The sequence below is a fragment of the Rhizobium sp. RU33A genome (assembly GCF_900156055.1).
In the GTDB taxonomy this organism is placed as follows: domain Bacteria; phylum Pseudomonadota; class Alphaproteobacteria; order Rhizobiales; family Rhizobiaceae; genus Allorhizobium.
Genome location: NZ_FTMQ01000002.1, coordinates 670,966 through 693,696 on the forward strand (window position 1 = coordinate 670,966; position 22,731 = coordinate 693,696).

The window sequence follows — 22,731 nt, forward strand, 5'->3', positions numbered from 1 at the left end:
GAAAGCGGACCTTATGACAACGATGATCGGCTTCACTGATACCGACAAGAGCACCAGTGCGGTGCTGCAGGATGTGATCGACTCGATGGATGAGGATCACGTCACGCTGCGGCAGATCCTTCAGAAGATGGGTGAAAGCGGGCTACTGCTGCTTTGCGGCCTGTTGTCTCTCCCCTTCCTGGTGCCTGTTTCGATCCCGGGTGTCTCGACTGTCTTCGGTGCCGGCATCGTGCTGATCGGGATCGCGATCACCTTCAACCGCTTTCCGTGGCTGCCGAAGAAGGTGGCCGACCGCAAGCTCGATCGGGCGCGCCTCGTCCCAGTTCTGGAGCGAGGTCTCAAGATCCTGAGAAAGGTCGACCATTATGTCCGTCCCCGCTTGCTGGGCCTAACGCACGGGGCGCTGGTCAACCGTATCAACGGTGTCGTTCTGACGGCCGCCGGCGTGCTCTTGATGATGCCGCTCGGCTTCATTCCGTTCTCGAACACGCTGCCCGGTGTGGCGATCCTGCTTCTGTCGACGGGCATTTCTCAACGGGACGGAATTGTCGTTGCCATGGGACACCTGATGGTGCTGCTGACGCTCGTCTATTTCTCGGCGCTTGCCTATGCCGGGTTCGCCGCCGGCCAGAGCCTGCTCGGTTGATCCATCGCCTCAGCACGGTTCACGCGCTTCGCTGCAGCAGGTCCTCGCGCTGCAGGGCATGTTTCCTTGCAAAATCGATGAAACTGTCCGGGCTCATCGGCCGCGCCAGCGCGTAGCCCTGCAGCGTCTGGCAACCGAGATCGCGCAGGATCGCCGCATGTTCCATGGTTTCCACGCCCTCTGCGACGATGCCGATCCCGTAGGAGCGGCCGATATCAACGATCGAGCTGATCAGCTTGCGCTGCGCCGGGCTGTTGACGATCGGGGCCACCAGTTGCCGGTCGATCTTCAAGCGGCTCGGCGATAGCTTGATCAGCGAGAGGATTGAGGCGTAACCGGTGCCGAAATCATCGATTTCGATGGCAATGCCCTGAGTGCGGATGCGCTCGAGGCTCTCCGCCACGGCGTCGGCCTTGTCGTCGAAGGAAATCGATTCCAGCAATTCGAATGAAAGGCTGCCCGGCTTGAAGTCTAGCCTGGTCAGGTGGTCAAGCAGCTTATCCTCGAACAGCCTTTGGGCAGAGATGTTGACCGAGACATGCTCGATGCCCAAGCCCTCGGTCTTCCAGTGCGCCAGCTGCTCGAGTGCCTGATCGAGAATACTCGCATCGATCTGGGACACGACATTGAGGTTTTCGGCCGTTTCGAGAAATGCGTTGGGTGCGAGGATGCCTTTTTCCGGGTGACGCCAGCGGGCAAGCGCCTCGACACCGTTGATCGCCAGCGTTCGGGCATCGAATTGCGGCTGATACCAGGCTATGAAATCGTCATCGCCCAAGGATCGAAGAATGGCGTCGGCGGTGCGCTTGATGTTGATCGTACGGGCGCGCAGCTGGTCGTTGAAGCGCTCGACGCGATTGCGGCCACGGCGTTTTGCCTCGTAGAGCGCGATGTCCGCATTGACGAGGAGCTGTTCGGCGGTCAGTTCGGGCTCGATCCTGTCGGCGATGCCGATCGATGCGCCGACACGGCATTCGTGTCCGTTGTAGACGATGGGCCGGTTAACGGCTGAGATCAGGTTCGACCCCATGGCCTCGTAGCCTTCGGAGAGATCGCAGCCCTGGCAGACGATGACGAATTCATCGCCGCCGATGCGCGCGACGAAATCGCATTCACCGACCATGCTCTGCAGTTCCTGCGCGACATGGCGAAGAATGGCGTCGCCGGCACCATGGCCAAGCGTGTCGTTGATTTCCTTGAAGCGATCCAGATCCATGTGGAGCACGGTCAGCCTCCCGCCGGGCCGATCCGCGCCTGCAACCAGTGCCTCAAGGCGCTGGTCCAGATAGCGGCGATTGGGCAGGCCAGTCAGCGCATCATGCAGCGAATTGTATTCCATCCGCTGCCGTGCGGTTTCCAGTTCCTCGTTGCGCTGTGCCGTCTCGCGCTGCGCTTTGCGGAGGTTCTCCTGCAGATTGATGTCGGCGCTGACATCCCAGTTAACGCCTAGCACGCTGACCGGTCCTTTTTCATCTCTGGAAATCGCGCCAACGGTTCGGATGTGGCAGATTTCACCGCCGTCGCGGATGATGCGGAACTGGGTCTCGTAGAGAGTGTCTTTCTCGATTGCCTTCGCGAGCGCTTCATCCGATGCGGCTAGGTCGTCGGGGTGTACGCAGGATTTCCAGACGTCGTAGCAGGCCGCAACATCGCGGTTGACGCCATAGATCTGGTACATTCGCTCATCCCAGGTGATCTGGCCGGAGGCGAGATCAAGCTCCCAGATCCCGATCCGCGAGGCGTCCAGCGCGAGACCCAATCGGTGTGATACCGCTGTCAACTGCTCCTCGCGTTGCCGCAAAGCCGCATAGTTGCGCTGCCGCTCCCGCATCAGGCCGGCCACCCAGATGACGCTGCCGGCGATCAGCGCAGACATGGCGGCAATCATGCCGCGGATCAGGATGTCGGGGCGGCTCATCGCGTGCCAGCCACCCTTGGGCACTGCCGAAATGGACCATTTCTCGTTGCCGAAATCTACGGTCATTGTGACCGGATCGTCGGTCAGGATGTGGCTGTCGCCGTAGATGACGGCCCGGCTTCCCGTTTTCTGACTGTCATCGGTAATGGTAATGGCGAGCGGCAGATCGGGGGCTCTGAGCCCGCTGTCGTCATAGAGCCTCGCGACATCGACGACGCCCGCCAAGCCACCCCAAAAGACCCGGTTGCCCTCGTCATTGGTCATCTTCACGGGCAGTGTGATGATGAGGCCCATGGCGCCATTCTTGAGCGGCAGCGGGCCGCTGATGATGGTCCTGCCCTCGTCGCGCAACTGACGCGCCTCTTCCTCGCCATTCGGTGGCGGGAGTATCCAATGCCCGATGAAGGATTTGTTGTCCTCGTAAGGGTGGACGAAACTCGTGATCAAGTTCGGCGCCGCGGCGATGTTGCCGATCTGGGAGGGCGTCGAAAGCAGGCTGGATGCCAGCGCCTCGAAACGCCTCTGCGTGACATAAGGCTCGGTCCCGATCACCGCGACCATGCCCTGCAAAAGCTTTATATTGGCGTTGATGTTGGCTTCGAGCTTGGTGCGGATCAGGCCCAGGTTTTCCTCGACCGCATTGCGGGCCGCCTCGCGGCTTAATCGCTGCTGCTGAAGGTCGGCATACAAGGCAGACACGGCGACGCCGACGAGGACGATGGCGCTCGGAATGAGGATCTGCAGGCGCGATCGCAGGCTCGATCCACCATCCGTATTCTTGCTCTTAATCGCCATGGTCTCCTTGCCCGGCTGGCCCGGTCTGACGAATATGCGGTCAGTCCCGATGGCGGGATGGTGGAGTATAGCGCTGAATAATTTCTGAAGGTGTGGGCGAAAGTTCGAGTTTTTCTTCTGCCGAAAGGTATCCGGCCCGCAAGCGGGCCGGACTTGCTTGACCGAGACTATTCTGCCGCCTGCACGGCCATCGGATTGTTCGGATGGGTCGTCCAGTTGGCATAATTCGGATCGACAGGGCGGCCGGTACGCTGGTCGAGGGCGCCGGTTGGCAGTTCGACCATGGTGATGCAGTTCTCGACGGGACAGACGTTGACGCAGAGATTGCAGCCGACGCATTCGTCTTCCATCACCTCGAAATGCCTGACGCCATCGACCATGCTCGTGATCGCCTGGTGCGAGGTGTCCTCGCAGGCGATGTGGCAGCGGCCGCATTTGATGCAGGCGTCCTGGTCGATATGGGCCTTGGCGATGTAGTTGAGGTTGAGATACTGCCAGTCAGTGACGTTGGGCACTGCGCGACCGCAGATGTCGTCGAGGCTGGCATGGCCCTTGGCATCCATCCAGTCGTTGAGGCCTGATATCATCTCCTGGACGATCTTGAAGCCGTAGGTCATGGCCGCCGTGCAGACCTGCACATTGCCGGCCCCGAGCGCCAGGAATTCAGCCGCATCGCGCCAGGTTGTCACACCGCCGATGCCTGAGATCGGCAAACCATAGGTTTCCGGATCGCGGGCGATCTCGGCGACCATGTTGAGCGCGATCGGCTTCACCGCCGGACCGCAATAGCCGCCATGGGTGCCCTTGCCGCCGACGGTGGGCGAGGGGGCAAAGCTGTCGAGATCAACAGAGACGATCGAGTTGATCGTGTTGATCAGCGAGACGGCATCCGTGCCGCCCGCCTTTGCCGCACGCGCCGGCTTGCGGATATCCGCGATGTTGGGCGTCAGCTTGGTGATGACGGGCATGCGGGTATACTGCTTGCACCAGCGAACGACCATTTCGATATATTCCGGTACCTGTCCGACGGCGGCCCCCATGCCGCGTTCGGACATGCCGTGCGGACAGCCGAAGTTGAGCTCGATGCCATCAGCACCGGTCTCTTCCACGAGCGGCAGGATCGCCTTCCACTCTTCCTCGACGCAAGGGACCATGATCGAGGCGACAAGCGCCCGGTCCGGCCAGTTCATCTTGACCTGTTTCATCTCCTGCAGGTTCACCTGCAGGGGGCGATCGGTGATCAGTTCGATGTTGTTCAAGCCGAGAAGGCGGCGGTCAGCACCCCAGATCGCGCCGTAGCGCGGGCCGTTGACATTTACGACCGGCGGTCCCTCGGAGCCGAGTGTCTTCCAGACGACGCCGCCCCAGCCTGCCTTGAAGGCACGCTCGACATTGTAGGCCTTGTCGGTCGGCGGGGCCGAAGCCAGCCAGAAGGGGTTGGGCGACTTGATGCCGACGAAGTTATTGCGAAGATCAGCCATGTTTCAAATCCTCTCGAGAGCGGTGCGTCATGCGACTGCGGTTGCGCCCGCCGTCTGAACGGCGAGAGAGCGGTTGATGCTTTCGGCCGCATCGCGACCCATGGCGACGGCAGAGACCGTCAGGTCCTGGCCACCGAAGGCACAGTCGCCGCCAGCCCAGACGCCCGGCAGTGAGGTTCGACCTTCTGCATCGACGGCGATCTTGCCGCCTTCTAGCTTCAGCCCGTCCAGACCGTGGCCGTCGAGCTTCTGGCCAACTGCGACGAGGATCTGGTCGGCCTTGATTTCGGTCGTGTGGCCGGTGCCCTTCATCATGCCGTTTTCGAGATGGGTGTATTCGAAGGTGATCGACGAACATTGGCCGGCGTGGTGGGCCACTTCCTTCGGCTGCAGCCAATGGCGGATATTAACACCCTTGGACGTCGCTAGATCCTGCTCGAATTCCGAGGCGTTCATGTGCTCCTTGCCGCGGCGGTAGCAGATCGTGACGTTTTCCGCCCCAAGGAGCTTCGCCTGCACAGCGGCATCGATCGCGGTCATACCGCCGCCGATGACGACGACGTCGCGGCCGACGGGAACATCGGCCTTGGCATCCGCCTGACGCAGGTGTGCGATGAATTCGACCGCATCGAGCACGCCGTTGATTTTGGCGCCCGGGATGTTCAGCCCGTTGACGTTGCCGAGACCCGCACCGACGAAGACGGCGTCGTGTTTCGCCTGGAGGTCGGCAAGCGTGAAGTCGCGCCCCATCATCTGGCCATCCAGCACGTCGATATTGCCGAGCGACAGGATGTAGTCGACTTCCTTCTGGGCAAAATCGTTGGGGGTCTTGTAGGCGGCAATGCCATATTCGTTCAGACCGCCGGCCTTGTCCTTCGCTTCGTAGATGGTGACCTGGTGGCCGTGCATGGCGAGGCGATGAGCAGCGGCGAGGCCTGCGGGGCCGGCGCCAACGATGCCCACCGTGTGGCCGGAGGACGCTGCCGGATGGTAGAACTGGCGGCCCTCTTCGATGGCGATGTCAGTGGCGTAGCGTTGCAGGCGGCCGATTTCGACCGGGCGCTCTTCAGCCGTGTTGCGCACACAGGCTTCCTCGCAGAGCGTTTCGGTGGGACAGACGCGGGCGCACATGCCGCCGAGAATGTTCTGGTCGAAAATTGTCTTGGCGGCGCCGAGCGGATTGCCAGTCGATATCTGCCGGATGAACATCGGGATATCGATGGCGGTGGGACAGGCCGTCATGCACGGCGCGTCGTGACAGAAGTAGCATCTGTCGGAGGCGACAAGCGCCTCATGGCCGCCGAGGCGGGGATGCAGGTCAGAGAAATTCTTCGCATAATCGGCAGCGTCCAGCCGCCCGGCCTTGAGGCCTGGTTCCAGTCTTCGCATCGCAGTTCCCTCTTTTATATTCGAAGCGATGCAGAGAAACGTAACTCAGGATCAAACTTTTATCAAACGGTAAAAAATTGCTCTTGGCGCCGCAGAACCCCTGAAAATCATGGGAAGTTGATCGCTGTCAATCCCGAACACCTTGCCCGGATCGGGTCACATATCGCTCCGTTAAAACATGACTGAAAACTTCAACTATATACTTTACTCTTTTTGTCATGTTTTGTATGCCTGTCTGTATGGGGCTCGCAACCGCAGCCTCTGATCGGATTCGAGGAGACAGGACGTCATGGCGAAGAAGAAAAAGCAGGCTGCGAAGAAGTCGGGTGCGGAGGTTTCCGCGACGGCCTCCCCCGCGAAAACGCAAGCGGAAGTTCGCAGCTTTCTTTATGTCGGCGGCCGTGATTGCCAGGTCGCCCATCTTCGTCAGATCGCCAGCAATTTTGGTGCGGAACTAATTCACCATGATGGGGGTTTACGCGAAGCGGTTTCGCGTATCGACACGGTGCTTCCCTCGGTCGACTGCGTCTTCTGCCCTATCGACTGTATCAGTCACGATGCTTGTCTGCGCGTGAAGAGCGGTTGCAAGAAGTTCGGCAAGACTTTCATTCCACTGCGAAACGGCTCGAAATCCAGTCTCGAGCGTGCGTTGCAGACACTGAATGAAAGGAACACCGAAGCATGAGCAGAGACGGATCGGAAAAGGGTGGCATCAGCTCGTTCCACGAGCTTGCACGTCAGCGCGGCGAGGGGCTTTTACCGGAGCTCGCCGCGGCAATGTTGCAACGCTCGCAGGAAAGTGAAGTGATGAATTGCGAAATCATCACTTTGCCGGGCTTGCACGAGCGCAAACCTGCTACCATGTACGCTGAATTGAACCGGGCCCCCGCCCTTGTTATCGATTTTCCCGCGCCGAGATGGCAGCGAAACGCCGACGCCAGATCGTAGCCGTTTTGCCAGTCAGTCTGATGTGGGGAGCAGAGGAACTTTCCGCATGAACGCTCAGCAACCTGTTGCGAAGACGATCCTCAATGCCGTGCCCATCCTCCCATCCCTTAACCTTTCGGAAACACGCAATTTTTACGTCGACACGCTCGGTTTCGAGGATGTTGGCTTCGACGGGCTTGATTACCTCGTTGTCCGCCGCGGTGGCATGGAACTGCATTTCTGGCTGAGCGACGATCCGTTTCAGTGCCAGAACAGCTCGGTGTTCTTCAGGGCCGAAGCGCCGACAGAGATCTACCGGGACTTCTGTGATCGCGGCATCGAAGCGATCCGTGCCTCTGAGCATTCAGGAGAGTGCGGCGGAGCCGTGCGTTTCCACATCCGCGATCCGCACGGCAATCTGCTGATGTTCGGTGGGACCGTTTCCGCCTCCATGGCCCATTGAGCTATGCAAATACTTTGATTTCGGGGTGTTGATGTCGGCCCTTAAGCTCCGGCAGAGGTCGGCCGGCTTCAGTGGCGTCCCGGAAGCAGAGCTCCTGCGCTCAGCAGCAGCCATGACGCGATGAGCGTCATCCCGCCTGTTGGGGCTGCCATCGGAAACAGCCCGCTTCCAATGAAGTGCCGGGCGACCAGATCGCCCGCAAACAGGAATGTGCCGAGCGTCATGCCGAGCGCTGCCAGTGCCGACATTCTGATCCGGTCGCCAGCTATGGACAGTGCTGCGAGTGCCGGGGCATGGGCGAGGCAAATCATCGAAGCGGGGCGCAGGAGCGCTTCGCCACCGGCATGGCTTGCGGCCGCGGCAAGCCCGACACCGGCCGCTCCGATCAATCCCGCCGCGACGGTCGCCCAGCGGTAATTCTGCACGCTTGCCATCCGCGTTATTCCTTGTTCTGCATGTGAAAGGCCAGCTTCTCGATCGGCGGCCAGATGAGTTCGCGCAGTTTCGGATGCTCGACGGTTTCGTCCAGCGCGCGGCGAAAGCATAAGAGCCATTCGTCCCGTTCCAACGGGCCGATCTCGGCCACGAAATGACGACGCCGCAGCATCGGATGGCCGCGCTTTTGCATGTAGATGGGCGGACCGCCAAGGTAGCCGGTCAGATACTCGTAAAACTTCTCTTCGCTGGCGCTCAAATCCGGCGGATGAACCGCCCGGCAACGGGCGGCCTCGGGCAGGGTGTCCATCAACTCATAGAAGCGCCGGGTCAGGGCCTTGACGGTCGCGTCGCCGCCGATGGCTTCGTAGAGGGTTATCGTCTCATCACTCATGCTGTCGTCCTTGCGTCAGGTCTTTTCGCGCTTTCGGCACCCTCTTGCAACCAGCGTGGCGTTCCCGTGGCAATCCAGCGCAGCCGCGATGCCGCCTTGCAACAAAAGCAGGGGACAGTGGGCCTTCGACATGCCATAAGGGCGCCGATTTCCAGCAGGCGCCCTTGTCCATGATCCGTATCGAAAACATCTCCAAGCAGCTCAGCCACCGTATCCTCTTTATCGAGGCCTCCGCCGCGCTCAATCGCGGCGAGAAGATCGGTCTCGTGGGACCAAACGGGGCGGGCAAGACCTCGCTGTTCCGGATGATCATCGGGCATGAACAGCCGGACGAGGGCCAGGTCTCCGTCGATAAGGGTGTCTCGATCGGCTATTTCAGCCAGGATGTCGGCGAGATGTCCGGGCGCTCGGCTGTCGCTGAGGTCATGGACGGGGCAGGACCGGTCAGCGAAGTTGCGGCCGAACTGCGCGAACTCGAGGCAGCCATGGTCGATCCCGACCGTATGGACGAGATGGACGCGATCATCGAGCGCTACGGCGAGGTGCAGGCGCGTTACGAAGAACTCGACGGCTATGCGCTGGATGGCCGCGCCCGCGAGGTGCTGGCCGGTCTCTCCTTCTCGGAAGCCATGATGGACGGCGATGTCGGCGCGCTCTCGGGCGGCTGGAAGATGCGCGTGGCGCTTGCCCGCATTCTTCTCATGCGCCCCGACGTGATGCTGCTCGACGAACCGTCGAACCATCTCGATCTCGAAAGCCTGATCTGGCTCGAGCAGTTCCTCAAAGGCTACGAGGGCGCGCTGCTGATGACCTCGCATGACCGCGAGTTCATGAACCGCATCGTCAACAAGATCATCGAGATCGATGCCGGTCAGCTGAACAGCTATTCCGGCGACTATGTCTTCTATGAGGGGCAGCGTGCCTTGAACGAGAAGCATCAGCAGTCGCAGTTCGAGCGCCAGCAGGCGATGCTCGCCAAGGAAATCAAGTTCATCGAGCGTTTTAAGGCGCGCGCTTCTCATGCCTCGCAGGTGCAGAGCCGGGTGAAGAAGCTGGAAAAGATCGACCGGGTCGAGCCCCCGAAGCGTCGCCAGGTCGTCGCGTTCGAATTCCAGCCGGCGCCGCGCTCGGGCGAAGACGTGGTCAGCGTGAAGAACGTCTCCAAGCGCTACGGCGACAAGGTCATCTATGACGGCTTCGACTTCATGGTCCGCCGCCGCGAGCGCTGGTGCATCATGGGCATCAATGGTGCCGGTAAGTCGACACTCCTGAAGCTGGTGGCCGGCGATTCCAAGCCGGACGAGGGCACCGTGTCGATCGGCGCCAGCGTCAAGATGGGCTATTTCGCCCAGCATGCGATGGATGTGCTCGACGGCGACATGACGATCTTCGAAATGCTGGAAACGAGTTTCCCGCGCGCTGGTCAGGCACCGCTGCGGGCGCTTGCCGGCTGCTTCGGTTTCTCAGGCGACGATATCGACAAGCGCGTGCGGGTGCTCTCGGGCGGTGAAAAGGCGCGGCTCGTGATGGCGATGATGCTGTTCGATCCGCCGAATCTGCTCGTCCTCGACGAGCCGACCAACCACCTTGACCTCGACACCAAGGAAATGCTGATCAAGGCGCTCTCGCAGTTCGAAGGCACCATGCTGTTTGTCAGCCACGACCGCCACTTCCTGGGTGCCCTGTCGAACCGCGTTCTGGAGATCACGCCCGAAGGCGTCTTCCAGTATGGCGGCGGCTATACGGAGTATGTCGAGCGCACGGGCCACGAGGCACCGGGCCTCAGAAGCTGAGGCCCGGCAAGCAATATCGGCTTCGGTTTAGGCGCCAGTTGCCGTTCTCTCGGCCCGCAGAGCGGCAATCTCGGATCGCAGAGCCTGCATTTCGCGCAGCAAATCGCCATTGTCGACATGCAGGGACTTCAGGTCCGCGTCGGTGTCGGCCATGCTCTGCTCCTGCATGGCGGAGACGATGACACCGATGAAGAGGTTCAAGACCGAATAGGTGCTGAGCAGGATGAAGGGCACGAAGAACAGCCAGGCATAGGGATGGACCTCCATAACCGGCCGGACGATGCCCATGGACCAGCTTTCGAGCGTCATGATCTGGAAGAGTGAATAGGTCGAGGCGCCGAGGTTGCCAAACCAATCCGGGAAGGTCGCGCCGTAGAGCTTGGTCGCCATGACGGCCGAGACATAGAACAGCATCACCAACAGCACGATGATCGAGCCCATGCCGGGAAGGGCGGCAATGAGGCCGCCGATGACACGCCGCAGCGACGGCACGATGGAAATCAGGCGCAGGATACGCAGGACGCGAAGCGCACGCAGGACCTGGAAGGGGCCGGTAGCCGGGATTAGCGCGATCGCGACGATCGAGAAATCAAAAATGCTCCAGGGATCGCGGAAAAAGGCGAGGCGGAAGGCATAGAGCCGGGCTGCGATCTCGATGACGAAAATCGCCAGGATGAGCCTGTCCAGCGTCAGCAGCAACGGCCCCATAACCTGCATGACCGCGGGTGATGTCTCAAGGCCCAAGGTGACCGAATTGATGAGAATGACGGCTATGATGAACCGCTCCCACGCATTCGATGAGAGGATTGTCTTCAGTCTGTCGGTCATCGTTCTGGTTCCTGCAAAATCTGCAGGACGAAAATCTGAAGGAACATGGCGCGTCAAGGGGTTCCAGGCTGCAACACCTTCCGTTCACGCGCCTTTTTAGGGAAAGCTCGATCTGTGGCGTCTGCGTTCAGCTCGAATGGCCGTTGAAGGTCGAGTGCCAGGTCCAGGCGGAGCGGATGATGTCGTCGATGCCGTGCTTTGGGTCCCAGCCGAGAACCTCGCGGGCAAGCGTGTTGCTGGCGACGAGGCCGGGCGGATCGCCGGGGCGGCGCTCGGTGCGCTTGATCGGCATCGGCCGGCCGGAGACCGTCTCGATGGCCGTGATCAGTTCCTTGACGGTTGTGCCGTTGCCGGTGCCGAGATTGATGGCGATCGTCTCGCCGCCGTTCAAAAGATACTCTACCGCGCGCACATGGGCGTCGGCGAGATCATTGACGTGGATGTAGTCACGGATGCAGGTGCCGTCGCGGGTGTCGTAGTCCTCACCGAAGATCGAGAAGAATTCACGGCGGCCAAGCGCCGTCTCGATTGCAAGCGGAATGGCATGGGTTTCCGGCGAATGCCATTCGCCGATGCGGCCTTCGAAGTCGGCGCCGGCGGCGTTGAAATAGCGCAGCATGACGGAGCGCATACGGCCGCAAAGGTTCAAGTCGCCGAGTGCCTGTTCGACGATATGCTTGGTGCGGCCGTAGGGGTTGATGGGCTTCTGGCCGTGCTTCTCGTCCAGAGGCAGATATTCCGGCGCTCCATAGGTGGCGCAGGTCGAGGAGAAGACGAAGTTGCGGATGTCGGCTTCGCTCAGGGCCTGCAGCAGGCTGAGCGTGCCCGATACGTTGACGTCGTAGAAGTGCTCCGGCTCCTTGAAGGACTGGCCGACCTCGATCAGGCCTGCGAAGTGCATGGCCGCCTTCGGCTGGTATTTGGCGAGCACTTCCTTCAGGCGCGCCTTGTCTCTGATGTCGCCCTGTTCGGCCGGGCCCCATTTGACGAATCCCGGATGACCCGAGGTGAAGTTGTCGTAGACGACAGGCAGATAGCCGCGCTCGGAAAGCGCGAGGCAGGTGTGCGAGCCGATATAGCCGGCACCGCCGACGACGAGGATGGGGGTGGCAGTCATGGTCATTCTCTGATCAGATTGGGGCATGCACGAAGGCCGGCATCGCTGCCTCATCCTTCGTCTTGGCCAGGAAGAGGCGGGCGGTGTCGAGCGCTTCGCGGATCGTCACGTCCATGTCCAGATAGCGATATGTCGCAAGCCGGCCGACGAAGGTCACGGCCTTCTCTTCATTGGCGCGAGCGACGTAGTCCGCGAGCTGCGCCTTTTCCTCGACGAGACGGATCGGATAATAGGGTATGTCGTCTTCGCCGCAGGCACGCGAGAATTCGCGGTAGCAGACCGAACCCTCATGGCTTTCCCAGGGCGAGAAATGCTTGTGCTCGGTGATGCGGGTATAGGGCACCGAGGCATCGCCGTAGTTCATGACCGCGCAGCCCTGGTAGTCGCCCTGATAGGTGAAGCGCTCGAAATCCAGCGTGCGATAGCCGAGGCGGCCGAACTCGTAGGCGAAATAGCCGTCGAGCGGACCGGAATAGAAGAGATGGGCATAGTCGTGCGGGGCGCGGGGATCGAAGTGCTGGCCGAGCGTCACCTTGATCTTCGGATGATCGAAGATCTTCTCGATCATGTCGGTGTAGCCGTTTTCCGGCATGCCCTGGAATTTGTGGAAGAAGTAGTTGTCGTCGTAGTTGAAGCGCACCGGCAACCGCTTCAGGATCGAGGCCGGCAGGTCGGTCGGCGAGCAGCCCCATTGCTTTTCGGTATAGCCCTTGAAGAAGGCCTCGTAGAGATCGCGACCGACGAAACGCAGCGCCTGATCCTCGAATGTCTGCGGGTCGGTGATGGTCTTGTCGGCCTGTTCCTCGATGAAGGCGCGCGCCTCTTCCGGGCGGAAGGTCTTGCCGAAGAACTGGTTGATCGTGTGCAGGTTGACCGGCAGGGAATAGACCTGGCCCTGGCTCGTCGTCTTTACCCGGTTCTTGTAGGGCAGGAAGGTCTGATAGCTGTTGACGTAGTCCCAGACCTCCGCGTCATCGGTATGGAAGATGTGCGGGCCGTAGATGTGGACCATGACGCCCGTGTCGGCATCGCGCTCGGTGTGGCAATTGCCGCCGATATGCGGGCGCGTGTCGAACACCTCGACCTCGAAGCCGGCTTCCGCCAGTTCGCGTGCGATGACGGCGCCGGACAGGCCCGCGCCGACAATTCCGATTTTCTGACCCTGTGCCATCCGGGGGTGTTCCTCGATTTTAAGGGGCGGGTGCGGTTCCAGCCGCAAGGCCTGCCGCATCTTGCCCAATTGCAAAGAGACCGGCGGTTGCCCGCCGGCCGAATCATGAAGTGGTCAGGCCAAGAGTTTCTCGCGCATCAGCGTGTCATAAGCGGCGATCAGCCTGTTGACGTCGACGCCGGTCTCTTGCGGTCCGAAGCTCAGATGGCTGACGGTGAAGTCAGAATAGATGCATGTCGGGCGTTCCAGGAAGGCCGGCAGGTCGACCGTCAGCATCTTTTCGTCGTCGCCCTTGGCGAGCGCCATGTGCTGCAGATCGCGGCCGAGCCAGGCGATGAAGTTGATCGACTGGCGTTCCTGCCAGTCGACCACCTTGGTGGGAAGCGGCAACTCCTTGTTGGGCGACGCCAGAAAGAAATCGTGGAGTTTGTTGGCCTTGTCCGGATCGGTCCAGAGCGTGCCGCCGAAGCCACCCGGCGGACGCTCGAAATGGCCGAGCGAGGCGGGGAGCGCTCCGGAAACCTGCTGGAAGTAGGCGCACACCCCGTTATTGACGACATTCGCCGAGGTCACGAAGTAATGCGGGTTCTTGCGACGGTGGTCGATGAAGCCTGCGAGGCCGTCGAGATCCAGGTAGACGATGTCGTCGTCACATTTCAGGAAGAGTGCGTCTGCGAAATCCTCCAGACGGCGGGCGTAATACTGATAAGCCTGGAAATAGGGCATCTGTTCGCCGGGGTTCCCGACGTATCGGCGCACCTGCGCGTCGACATGGCAGAGTTCGAGCGTGGCGCCCCAGCCGCCGCGGGCCATCACGTCGGCCCCCGCAGGCAGCGCAATGTCCGGCCAACGGCCGAGCACGACGCCATTGACCATCAGTTCGGGTGTGCCGGAGTGGTCGATCGAGACGACGACCTCGTTCGCCCGGCCTGGCGATAGAACGCTCGGGGTCAGCTTCGCCCAGACAGTCGGGGCGTCGCTTCGGTCTGCATCATTGAGCCGAGCACGGGGGGCTTTGCGTATGACGGACTGCTGATTGTTCCAGCCGCCTATGACGACCTCGTAGAAGGTGTCCGGGTCATGCTTTGGCAAAATTGCCAGATGCAGGTCGTTGCTGATCCTGGCATCGAGCCGCAGCGGAGACCGGGCGGATGCTGTCCCGCAGGCCTGGTAGCCCACTGCATCGCCCATGAAGCGAAGCGGGCCGAACTCACGCGTGACCCATTCGTGATCGGCGGCCGCCCGCGTGAAGTCCCAGATATGCCATTCGTCAATTAGGCCATCGGCCATGGCTCTGCGGACATAGCTGTTGAGGATCTGCATCCGGTGTTCCCGGCCGGCAAAGGTTACTAGTATTACAGGCGCCACAGTTATCTCCCAGCCCAGTTCGGTCTTTGCCCGCAGTCTTTCGTCACTACCATCACGTCCACAGACGTGTGTCGGTTGGGACGGGGTGGAAATCGTGCCAGGCGGAGATGCGGTCGCGATAGCGCTTGCGATAGGCGGCCTCGTCTTCGAACTCGACTTCGGTCATCATCACTTCCGAGCCGATTTCGTAATACATCTCCATGTTGGAAAGATCCGGAACAGGCGTCTCGCCGCGCTCGCGCTCGCCCTGCATCTGCCAGTAGAGTTCTTCCAGCCGGCGGACGAGGCGTGGGATGTCGCGAAGCGCGCAGGTGTCACGCTGGGCCTGCAGGGAGGCGCGGATCCTTGCCAGTCCCGTCTTGTCGTTTGCCAGGGCCACCGCCTTGCGGACGTAGTCCTCAGGGCTTGCGCAGATCAGTTCCGGAATGCCAGCCGATTTGACGATGCTGCTGCAGAAGCGCGAGGCGAAGCCCTTGCCCGGAAGCGTCAGCACGGGCAGGCCCATCGTCAGCGCATCCGACGCCGTCGAGTGGGCGCCATAAGGGAAGGTGTCGAGGAAGAGATCTGCAATCGCGATGCGGGCCAGATGGTTCGGATTTGCCACCTTGGAGGCGAAGTAGATGCGGGCCGGGTCAATGCCTGCCGATTTTGCAAGGTCGCGCAGTCGCTGATTGACGATATCGGAGCCGCCGAGCAGCCAGAGAATGCTGCCAGGGGTCGCCGTCAGGATTGCCATCCAGCGGGCGAAAACGGGTGCGGTGATCTTCTGCATGCCGTTGAAGCAGGCGAAGACGAAAGCGTTTTCCGGCAAGCCGGCTTCGGTCCGCGTCGGGCGTGGCCCGATTGCGCGCTTGCGGTCGACCGGCTGGTTGCAGGGAATGTGGAGCACCTTTTCGGTGTAGTAGAGTTCGTTGCCGGGCGGGATGATCTGCTCGTCGGCAATGATGTACTGGTGGACCGGGCTCGCCATCGTGCCGGGATAGCCGCAGAAGTTCACGATGACGGGGGCAGGGCGGTAGGAGAAGATCTTCGTGCGAGCAAGCTTGGTATAGCCGTTGACGTCGATGAGGACGTCGATCTCGTCGGCCATGATCTGCTTGGCGGCATCGAGATCCGAAAGCGCGGTGATGTCGCGCCAGACATCGATGACGGCCTTCATCCGGTTTTGAGTCGCATCATTGGTGCGCGGCTCGCCGATGTAATAGGCATAGACTTCGACGGACGCCTTGTCGTGCAGTTCGAGAACCTCACTCAGGGCGAAGCCGACGGCATGGTCGCGCAGATCCGAGGAGACGTAGCCGACGCGCAGACGCTGGCCGGTGCCGACCTTCTTGCGCGGGACAGGCTTGTTGAGATGTGCTGCATCCGGGCGGCCGGCGAGCATCTTGAAGTAACGAAAGGCCTTGGCCATCTGGTAGAGCGGATCGTCCGCATAGCAGGCGAGCGGGAGCGGCGAGATCGAGTCCAGCATCTGCCGCTTCGTCACATATTCCGATCCCTGGACCACCGGCCACTTGCACTGGTGCTGGCGGACCGAGATCCAGTGCTGGCCCGCTTCCGGCTTGTCGGGGCGCAGTTCGATTGCCTGCCAGAGAGCATTCTCGGCATCCTCCAGAAGGCCGGCGCCTTCCATGACGCGGCCAATATGCTGCAGGGCCATCAGACGATGAACCGATTTGTCGGGGGTGATTTCGGCGGTCGACTCCACGTAGCTCCGCCACTGCTGGATCGCCTGAGCGCCCAAACCGCTATCCTCATAGGTTCTGCCCAGATTGATGTGCGCCTGACCCATCATGGGTTGAGCCTTCAGCGCTGCCTTCAACGCGTTGACCGCGCCTGCGGTGTCGCCGAGTTGCTTGAGCGTCACAGAATAGTTGAAGAAGGCGAGGTGAAGCAGCGGGCTTTGATCGTTGAAAGCCGTCCAGGTCTTGTAGAGTTCGGCGGAAAGCGCGAACTGACCCGCCGCCGACCACCGTTCCGCCAGTTGCAGGGCGTCGAGCAGCGAAAGCTGCTGGCGTCTCGATTTCTCCAGAGCCGTTGCGAGCTGGGCGTTCTGCTCCGGGGCGAATGCGGTATGTATCACCATCGACATGACATCTCTCATCGGCCAGGGGCCGGGTTACGTTCCCGCGGAGCGGCGTGTAGAAAACTCCTAATCAGCCTAGCTTGCTTTGGGCTTGCGTGGGGGCGGCCGCCTTATCTTAGGACTTGCCAAATCAGTCCCTATTGGTGATAGCATCTCAGCTTAAGAGGCGCCGAGGTAGCTTTCTACCAAGAATAGACAGGTGAGTTCCGGGGGCGCCCGTTAATAGAAAATTAGAGTGTGAGCCCTAATCATCTGGGCAAGACTCGTCTCATCGTATTTCTGTGTTTGCAGAATGATGGGGCAAGGTCGTCTCCCGGGTCCGGGGGGTAGACGTTCCAAAAGGTGTGGGAAGCAGAGATCAGCTCTGCTGCATGATGCCCTCTCCAACGCCAGGCTCGGTCGAGCCATGTTCCACTTAAAAACTTTCGTCCGTAAGGACACCGCACCGTAAGCGCGATCGATCTGCGCTTGCGTTCGGATTGTGGCCATTCGGGGTGCAGGATGCTCCCTGGGTCGCGCGGTGAGGCACCCGACGTGCTCCCCCGACCGGTGGCAAAGGAATGCAACGGCCAATCGCTAACGTTGAAGGCGCGCGTCAAATGACCTCGATTATCTCTTCTCTGAGCATCACCCAGATCAAGTCGCTGTCTACGGCGACCATCGCTTCCTTCACGAGCGACGACGTTGCCGCGCTGAGCTCCGCTCAGGTCGCCGCGCTCTCGTCCAGGCAGATTTCAGCCTTCCAGACCGATGATATCGATCAGTTCGACGCCAACCAGCTCAGTGCGATCTCAAGCGTCGGCATCCGCGGCCTGACGGTGGACCAGTTGTCCGTCATCGACAGCGCCAAGATGACGGCCCTGAGCAGCCGGCAACTGGGTGCGCTGAGCTCTACCCAGATGACGGCCCTGACGTCTGATCAGTTCGCGGCGCTGACGCCCACCCAGCTCGCTTCACTCAGCAGCGCCGCCCTCTCCGGCATCCAGACCGACGACGTCGCGACTCTGTCATCGGCCGAACTCGCCGTCATCAGCACGCGCGCTCTCGGCGGGCTCTCTACCGCCAACTTTGCAACACTCACCTCCAGCCAGCTTTCCGGCCTGACCACCGGCCAGGTCGCTGCGTTGTCGACCGCTGCAATTGCAACGCTGACGTCGGATCAGATCGACGGCCTGGACGCGTCGCAGATCGCGGCCCTCAACTCGCGCCAGATTGCCGCTCTTACGACCGATAGCCTCGCTTCCTTCTCGACCGAGCAGATCGTTGCTCTGAACAGCCGGGCACTGTCGGTGCTGAAGGCGACGCAGGTCGCCGCGCTTTCGACCGACCAGATCGATGTCCTGACCACCGGCCAGCTCGCTTCCTTGACTTCCGCGGCCGTCGCCGGTCTCGGTACCGACGACGTTGCCGTGCTGTCCTCGGACGGTGTGGCAGCTCTCAGCTCCAGAACGCTTGCCGCTCTTTCGACGACGAACTTCGCAGCTCTCAGCTCCGACCAGCTGACCGGGCTGACATCGGCGAAAATTGCTGGGCTGACAGCAGCACAGATCGGCGTATTGAGCTCCGATCAGGCTGATGGCCTCACCCCCACCCAGATTTCTGGCCTGACCAGCGCCCAGATGAACTCGATGACCACGGACACGCTGGCGTCGCTCTCGACCGATCAGGTCGGCGCGCTCAGCAGCCGCACCATCGCAGTCCTCAACTCTGCCAAGGTGGCTGCCCTGAGCAGCGAACAGGTCGCTGCTCTGTCCACGATGCAGCTCGCTTCGCTGAGCTCTGTCGCCGTCAAGGGTCTGCAGACTGAAGATCTCGCGACCTTCACGTCGACGGAACTCGCTGCGCTCAACTCGCGTGCACTTGCAGCCCTCTCCACCGACAACATTGCGAGCCTCACATCTGCCCAGCTGACGGCTCTGTCGAGCGGCCAGATCGCCTCGCTGACGACCGCGCAGGTGGCTGTTTTGGACAGCGATCAGCTTGACGGCCTGAGCCCCTCGCAGGTCGGCGCCCTGACCTCTGCCCAGGTCATCGCGCTCGGTACGGACAATGTGGTCTCTCTTTCCACCGAACAGGTCGCTTCGCTCAGCAGCCGCGCGGTTGGCGCCCTGACGGCAGCCCAGCTGACCGCCATGACGAGCGATCAGATCGAAGCCCTCAGCTCGACGCAGATCGCTGCACTTTCGTCGGCTGATCTGCAGGCGCTCTCGTCTGAAGACATCAACACCTTCAGCACTGACGAATTCGCGATCATCAGCTCGGCAGCCATCCGCGGCATCTCAGCCTCGGTGATCGGCGAACTCTCGACCGACCTGGTCGCCGTCATGAACACCCGCGCCGTGGCCGCGCTCTCATCCGCTCAGGTCGCCGCCTTGACCTCGGATCAGATCGCCGTCTGGTCCACCGGCCAGCTTGCAGCACTGACCTCGGTCGCCGTCGCGGCCCTCGAAGCCGAGGATGTGGCCACCTTCACCTCGACCGAACTCGCTGCCCTGCAGTCACGTTCGTTGGCGGCCCTGTCGAGCACCAACTTCGCCACCCTCGGTTCGGATCAGATCGTCGGTTTGACGACCGCGCAGATCGCCTCGCTGTCGACGCTGCTTGTCGGCTCGCTGACAAGCGACCAGATCGATGGCCTCACCGCAGCGCAGGTCGCGACATTCTCCTCCTCGCAGCTTGCCTCCATCAACCCGGCCAGCATCGCGTCGATGACCACCGAGCAGGTCGGTGCCATCAGCTCCCGCGCCATCGCTTCGCTCAAGTCGGACCAGCTGAACGTGCTGACCTCCGACCAGTTCGCGGCACTTGGAACCGGACAGTTGGCGGCCTTGTCGTCGGCAGCCATCCGCGGCCTCAACTCCGATGCAATCGGCACCCTGACATCGGCTGAACTCGCGGTTCTCAACTCTCGCACAATTTCCGCTCTGTCGACCGACAACCTGGCCCTGATCAGCTCTGACCAGATCGCTGGTTTGACCACCGGACAGATGGCTTCGCTGACCACCTTGCAGGTCGGCAGCCTGTCGACCGGTCAGATCGACGGTCTGACGGCCGGACAGATCGCCACACTGAGCAGTGCACAGATCCGCGCCCTCGATACGGACGCGATTGCATCCTTCTCGACCGAGCAGGTCGGCGCTCTCAGCTCACGCGCCATCGGCAGCCTGTCCTCCGGCCAGCTTGGGGCACTCGACTCCGACCAGTTTGCGATGCTTGGAACCAGCCAGCTTGCGGCTTTGACATCTGCGGCCATCGTCGGCCTCGATGCCTCTGCCATCGACACGCTGACCTCGACCGAACTCGCGGCGCTCAACTCCAGAACTCTGGCGGCGCTGAGCACCGACAACTTCGCGCTGCTCGACTCGTCTCAGTTGGCTGGCCTCACCACCGGTCAGGTGACAGCTCTTACCACGGCTCAGATCGAGACCCTTGTCAGTGATCAGCTGGATGGTCTGACGAGTGCCCTCATTGCGATGCTCTCCAGCTCGCAGGTCAGGGCGCTGACCACCGATGCCCTGGCATCGCTTGACACGGCTCAGGTGGCTGCGATCAGCAGCCGCGCCATCGGCGCCCTCGGCTCTGACGCCATCGCCGCCCTGTCCACCGATCAGATCGGCGTGCTGACCACCAACCAGCTTGCTGCCCTGACATCCGCAGCGGTCGCCGGCCTTGCGACCGACGACGTGGCAGTCTTCGAATCGACCGATCTGGCGGCGCTGAACTCTCGCGCTTTGGCTGCTCTGTCGACTGACAACATCGCCGCCCTCAACTCGCTCCAGCTGAGCGGTCTGACGACGGGTCAGATCGTCGCCCTGACAACCGGCCAGCTCGAGGTCCTCGACTCCGATCAGATCGACGGTCTTACGCCGAACCAGGCAGCTGCACTGACGTCTGCCCAGATCGTCGCCCTGTCGACCGACAACATTGCATCGTTGTCGACCGAGCAGGTGGCCTCGCTGAATTCCAGAGCCATCGGCGCCCTGACAGCGACACAGCTCGCCGCCATGAGCACCGACCAGGTTGAGGCACTGACCTCGACCCAGATCACCGCGCTGAGCTCGGCTGACCTCGCTGCCCTGTCGTCTGACGATATCGCCACCTTCACGGCTGCCGAGATCGGGGTGATCAGCTCGGCCGCGATCTCCGGCCTGTCGGCAGACGCCATCGCCGGTCTCGATACGGCTCAGGTTGCAGCGATTAACAGCCGCTCGGTCGGCGCCCTGAGTTCGGCGCAGATCGGAGCACTCGATACGGACCAGTTTGCAGCGCTCTCGACGGATCAGTTGGCCCAGATCAGCTCCGCTGCAGTCGCCGGTCTCGGAACCGATGACCTCGCAACCCTTGACTCCGCCGAGCTTGCCGTCCTGCAGAGCCGCACCATTGCAGCTCTCAGCACTGACAACTTCGTGGCTCTCACCTCGACCCAGCTTTCGGGTCTGACGAGTGGCCAGCTGGCGTCACTGACCACCAACCAGGTGTCGCTGCTCAACAGCGATACGATCGCCGGTCTCTCCTCGACCCAGATCGCTTCCCTGAACTCAAGGCAGGTTGCGGCTCTGTCGAACACGGCGCTCGCCGCGCTGCGGTCCGACCAGCTTCCGGGTCTTTCGACCTCGGGTGTTGCCAGCCTGAACTCGGCCCAGATCGCAGCGATGACGTCTGACCAGTTCGACTACCTGTCGACCGCTCAGATCGGGGCGATCAGCTCCGTGGGTGTCGCCGGCTTGACGACCGACGATATCGCGACCTTTGCACCGACGGATCTCGCGGCAATGAACACCCGGGCGCTGGCTGCCCTGTCTACGGAGAACTTCGCAGCCCTGAACTCGACGCAGCTCGCCGGGATGACCTCCACCCAGGTGGCAGCCCTGACGACCGCGCAGATCAATGTTCTGACCACGGATGACATCGACGGTCTGACGCCGGGCCAGGCGGGAGCGCTTACGTCAGCCCAGATCGCCGCGATGTCGACCGACAACCTGGCATCCTTCTCTACGGAGCAGATTGCGGCGCTCTCGAGCAGGGTCTTCGCAAGCCTCAACTCGGGTCAGGTGACGGCGCTCACGACCGACCAGATCGACGTCTTGTCGTCCGGTCAGCTGGCATTGCTGAGCACCGCAGCGATTGCCGGTCTCGAAACCGAAGACATGGCGACCTTCTCGTCGGATGAACTCGGTGCGCTGAGCACGCGGACCATTGCAGCTCTGTCGACCGACAACTTCGCCGAACTGACCTCGGCTCAGCTTGCCGGCCTCAGCGCCGCTCAGGTGGCTGCGTTCACTGCCGGCCAGGTAACCGCCCTGACGTCGGACCAGATCGACGGTCTCACCTCAGGCCAGATTGGTGCGCTGACATCGAGCCAGATCCGCTCGCTGTCGACCGATAATCTCGCCTCGTTCACTACCGACCAGGTGATGGCATTGAGCACCCGCGCCATTGCGGCCCTCTCTACCGATCAGCTGGTGGCAATGACCACGGACCAGGTCGAGGCTCTGACTGCGACCCAGGTTGCGGCTCTGAATTCGGCGAGCATCAACGCTCTGTCGAGCGAAGATCTGGCCGAGTTCTCGACCGACGATATCGCCGCGATCAACACGGCAGCCCTGGCTGGCCTGTCTACGCAGGACATCGACGATCTCAGCAGCGAACAGCTGCAGTCGCTGACCTCGGCACAGATCCAGGCGCTGAACGACGATCAGGTCGCTGCGGTCATCGCAGCCTACCAGTCGCTCTGATCCGGGGAGGCGCTCAGCGCTTCTTCCCACCGACTACTTAGGAAAGCCCCACCCATCGCGGTGGGGCTTTTCGTTTTGGCTGATCTGTCAGATTTCGTTGAGGTCGTCCTGTCGGCCGACGTCCATAAAGCCGGGCCTGTAAAGACAGGCGCATTTGCGGACATGGAAAAGCCCGCCAACTTGAA

Annotated in this window: 16 protein-coding genes; 6 read left to right on the forward strand and 10 right to left on the reverse strand. The window is 61.5% G+C overall.

The genetic code is table 11. The features are described 5' to 3' along the window. Positions 1-13 precede the first annotated feature (13 nt). Positions 14-646 (forward strand): exopolysaccharide biosynthesis protein, encoded by a 633-nt coding sequence (locus BW978_RS09165; RefSeq protein ID WP_076394289.1) that lies wholly within the window; start codon positions 14-16, stop codon positions 644-646. A 19-nt stretch (positions 647-665) separates the two neighbouring features. On the opposite strand, the gene BW978_RS09170 is transcribed toward BW978_RS09165, so the two are convergent. The 3 genes from BW978_RS09170 to BW978_RS09180 form a co-directional block, all read right to left on the reverse strand. Then, positions 666-3,359 carry a bifunctional diguanylate cyclase/phosphodiesterase gene (locus BW978_RS09170; protein WP_083697545.1) on the reverse strand — a complete coding sequence of 898 codons (2,694 nt, stop codon included), beginning with the start codon at positions 3,357-3,359 and terminating at the stop codon, positions 666-668. A gap of 167 nt (positions 3,360-3,526) precedes the next feature. Beyond that, positions 3,527-4,840 carry an NAD-dependent dihydropyrimidine dehydrogenase subunit PreA gene (gene preA / locus BW978_RS09175; RefSeq protein WP_076394290.1) on the reverse strand — a complete coding sequence of 438 codons (1,314 nt, stop codon included), beginning with the start codon at positions 4,838-4,840 and terminating at the stop codon, positions 3,527-3,529. A 27-nt stretch (positions 4,841-4,867) separates the two neighbouring features. Continuing rightward, positions 4,868-6,229: an NAD(P)-dependent oxidoreductase gene (locus tag BW978_RS09180; protein WP_076394291.1), complete on the reverse strand. Its 1,362-nt coding sequence runs from the start codon at positions 6,227-6,229 to the stop codon at positions 4,868-4,870. 289 nt (positions 6,230-6,518) lie between these two features. Between BW978_RS09180 and BW978_RS09185 the strand changes: the two genes are divergently transcribed. The 3 genes from BW978_RS09185 to BW978_RS09195 are packed head-to-tail and all read left to right on the forward strand — an operon-like array spanning position 6,519 to position 7,619. After that, positions 6,519-6,914: a DUF2325 domain-containing protein gene (locus tag BW978_RS09185; RefSeq protein WP_076394292.1), complete on the forward strand. Its 396-nt coding sequence runs from the start codon at positions 6,519-6,521 to the stop codon at positions 6,912-6,914. Beyond that, positions 6,911-7,177 (forward strand): hypothetical protein, encoded by a 267-nt coding sequence (locus tag BW978_RS09190; RefSeq protein WP_076394293.1) that lies wholly within the window; start codon positions 6,911-6,913, stop codon positions 7,175-7,177. The genes BW978_RS09185 and BW978_RS09190 overlap by 4 nt, the downstream gene beginning before the upstream one ends. Before the next feature lie 46 nt (positions 7,178-7,223). Then, a complete protein-coding gene (locus BW978_RS09195; RefSeq protein ID WP_076394294.1) occupies positions 7,224-7,619 on the forward strand; it encodes a VOC family protein in 396 nt (131 codons plus the stop codon). A 68-nt stretch (positions 7,620-7,687) separates the two neighbouring features. Here the strand turns inward: BW978_RS09195 and BW978_RS09200 are convergent, their stop codons facing one another. Both BW978_RS09200 and BW978_RS09205 read right to left on the reverse strand, forming a co-directional pair. Further along, the gene (locus tag BW978_RS09200) at positions 7,688-8,053 is read right to left on the reverse strand and encodes a DUF423 domain-containing protein (protein ID WP_076394295.1); all 366 of its coding nucleotides are present in this window, start codon (positions 8,051-8,053) and stop codon (positions 7,688-7,690) included. A 5-nt stretch (positions 8,054-8,058) separates the two neighbouring features. Beyond that, complete coding sequence (locus BW978_RS09205) at positions 8,059-8,448, reverse strand: globin domain-containing protein (protein ID WP_076394297.1); 390 nt, start codon at positions 8,446-8,448, stop codon at positions 8,059-8,061. Between the two features lie 170 nt (positions 8,449-8,618). Here BW978_RS09205 and BW978_RS09210 point away from each other — a divergent pair, with 170 nt between their 5' ends. Further along, on the forward strand, positions 8,619-10,241 hold the full coding sequence (locus BW978_RS09210; RefSeq protein WP_076394299.1) for an ABC-F family ATP-binding cassette domain-containing protein: 1,623 nt from the start codon (positions 8,619-8,621) through the stop codon (positions 10,239-10,241). 27 nt (positions 10,242-10,268) lie between these two features. Here the strand turns inward: BW978_RS09210 and BW978_RS09215 are convergent, their stop codons facing one another. The 5 genes from BW978_RS09215 to BW978_RS09235 all read right to left on the reverse strand — a co-directional run bounded on the left by BW978_RS09215 (position 10,269) and on the right by BW978_RS09235 (position 16,811). Continuing rightward, complete coding sequence (locus tag BW978_RS09215) at positions 10,269-11,069, reverse strand: ion transporter (protein ID WP_076394300.1); 801 nt, start codon at positions 11,067-11,069, stop codon at positions 10,269-10,271. Positions 11,070-11,196: 127 nt separating this feature from the next. Next, positions 11,197-12,186 carry a UDP-glucose 4-epimerase GalE gene (gene galE / locus BW978_RS09220; protein ID WP_076394303.1) on the reverse strand — a complete coding sequence of 330 codons (990 nt, stop codon included), beginning with the start codon at positions 12,184-12,186 and terminating at the stop codon, positions 11,197-11,199. A gap of 13 nt (positions 12,187-12,199) precedes the next feature. Further along, a complete protein-coding gene (gene glf, locus BW978_RS09225; protein ID WP_076394305.1) occupies positions 12,200-13,357 on the reverse strand; it encodes a UDP-galactopyranose mutase in 1,158 nt (385 codons plus the stop codon). A 114-nt stretch (positions 13,358-13,471) separates the two neighbouring features. After that, positions 13,472-14,680: a DUF6250 domain-containing protein gene (locus BW978_RS09230; RefSeq protein ID WP_083697546.1), complete on the reverse strand. Its 1,209-nt coding sequence runs from the start codon at positions 14,678-14,680 to the stop codon at positions 13,472-13,474. A 97-nt stretch (positions 14,681-14,777) separates the two neighbouring features. Beyond that, positions 14,778-16,811 carry an O-linked N-acetylglucosamine transferase, SPINDLY family protein gene (locus tag BW978_RS09235; RefSeq protein ID WP_076394951.1) on the reverse strand — a complete coding sequence of 678 codons (2,034 nt, stop codon included), beginning with the start codon at positions 16,809-16,811 and terminating at the stop codon, positions 14,778-14,780. Positions 16,812-17,410: 599 nt separating this feature from the next. Here BW978_RS09235 and BW978_RS09240 point away from each other — a divergent pair. Further along, on the forward strand, positions 17,411-22,546 hold the full coding sequence (locus BW978_RS09240; RefSeq protein WP_076394308.1) for a beta strand repeat-containing protein: 5,136 nt from the start codon (positions 17,411-17,413) through the stop codon (positions 22,544-22,546). Positions 22,547-22,731 lie beyond the last annotated feature (185 nt).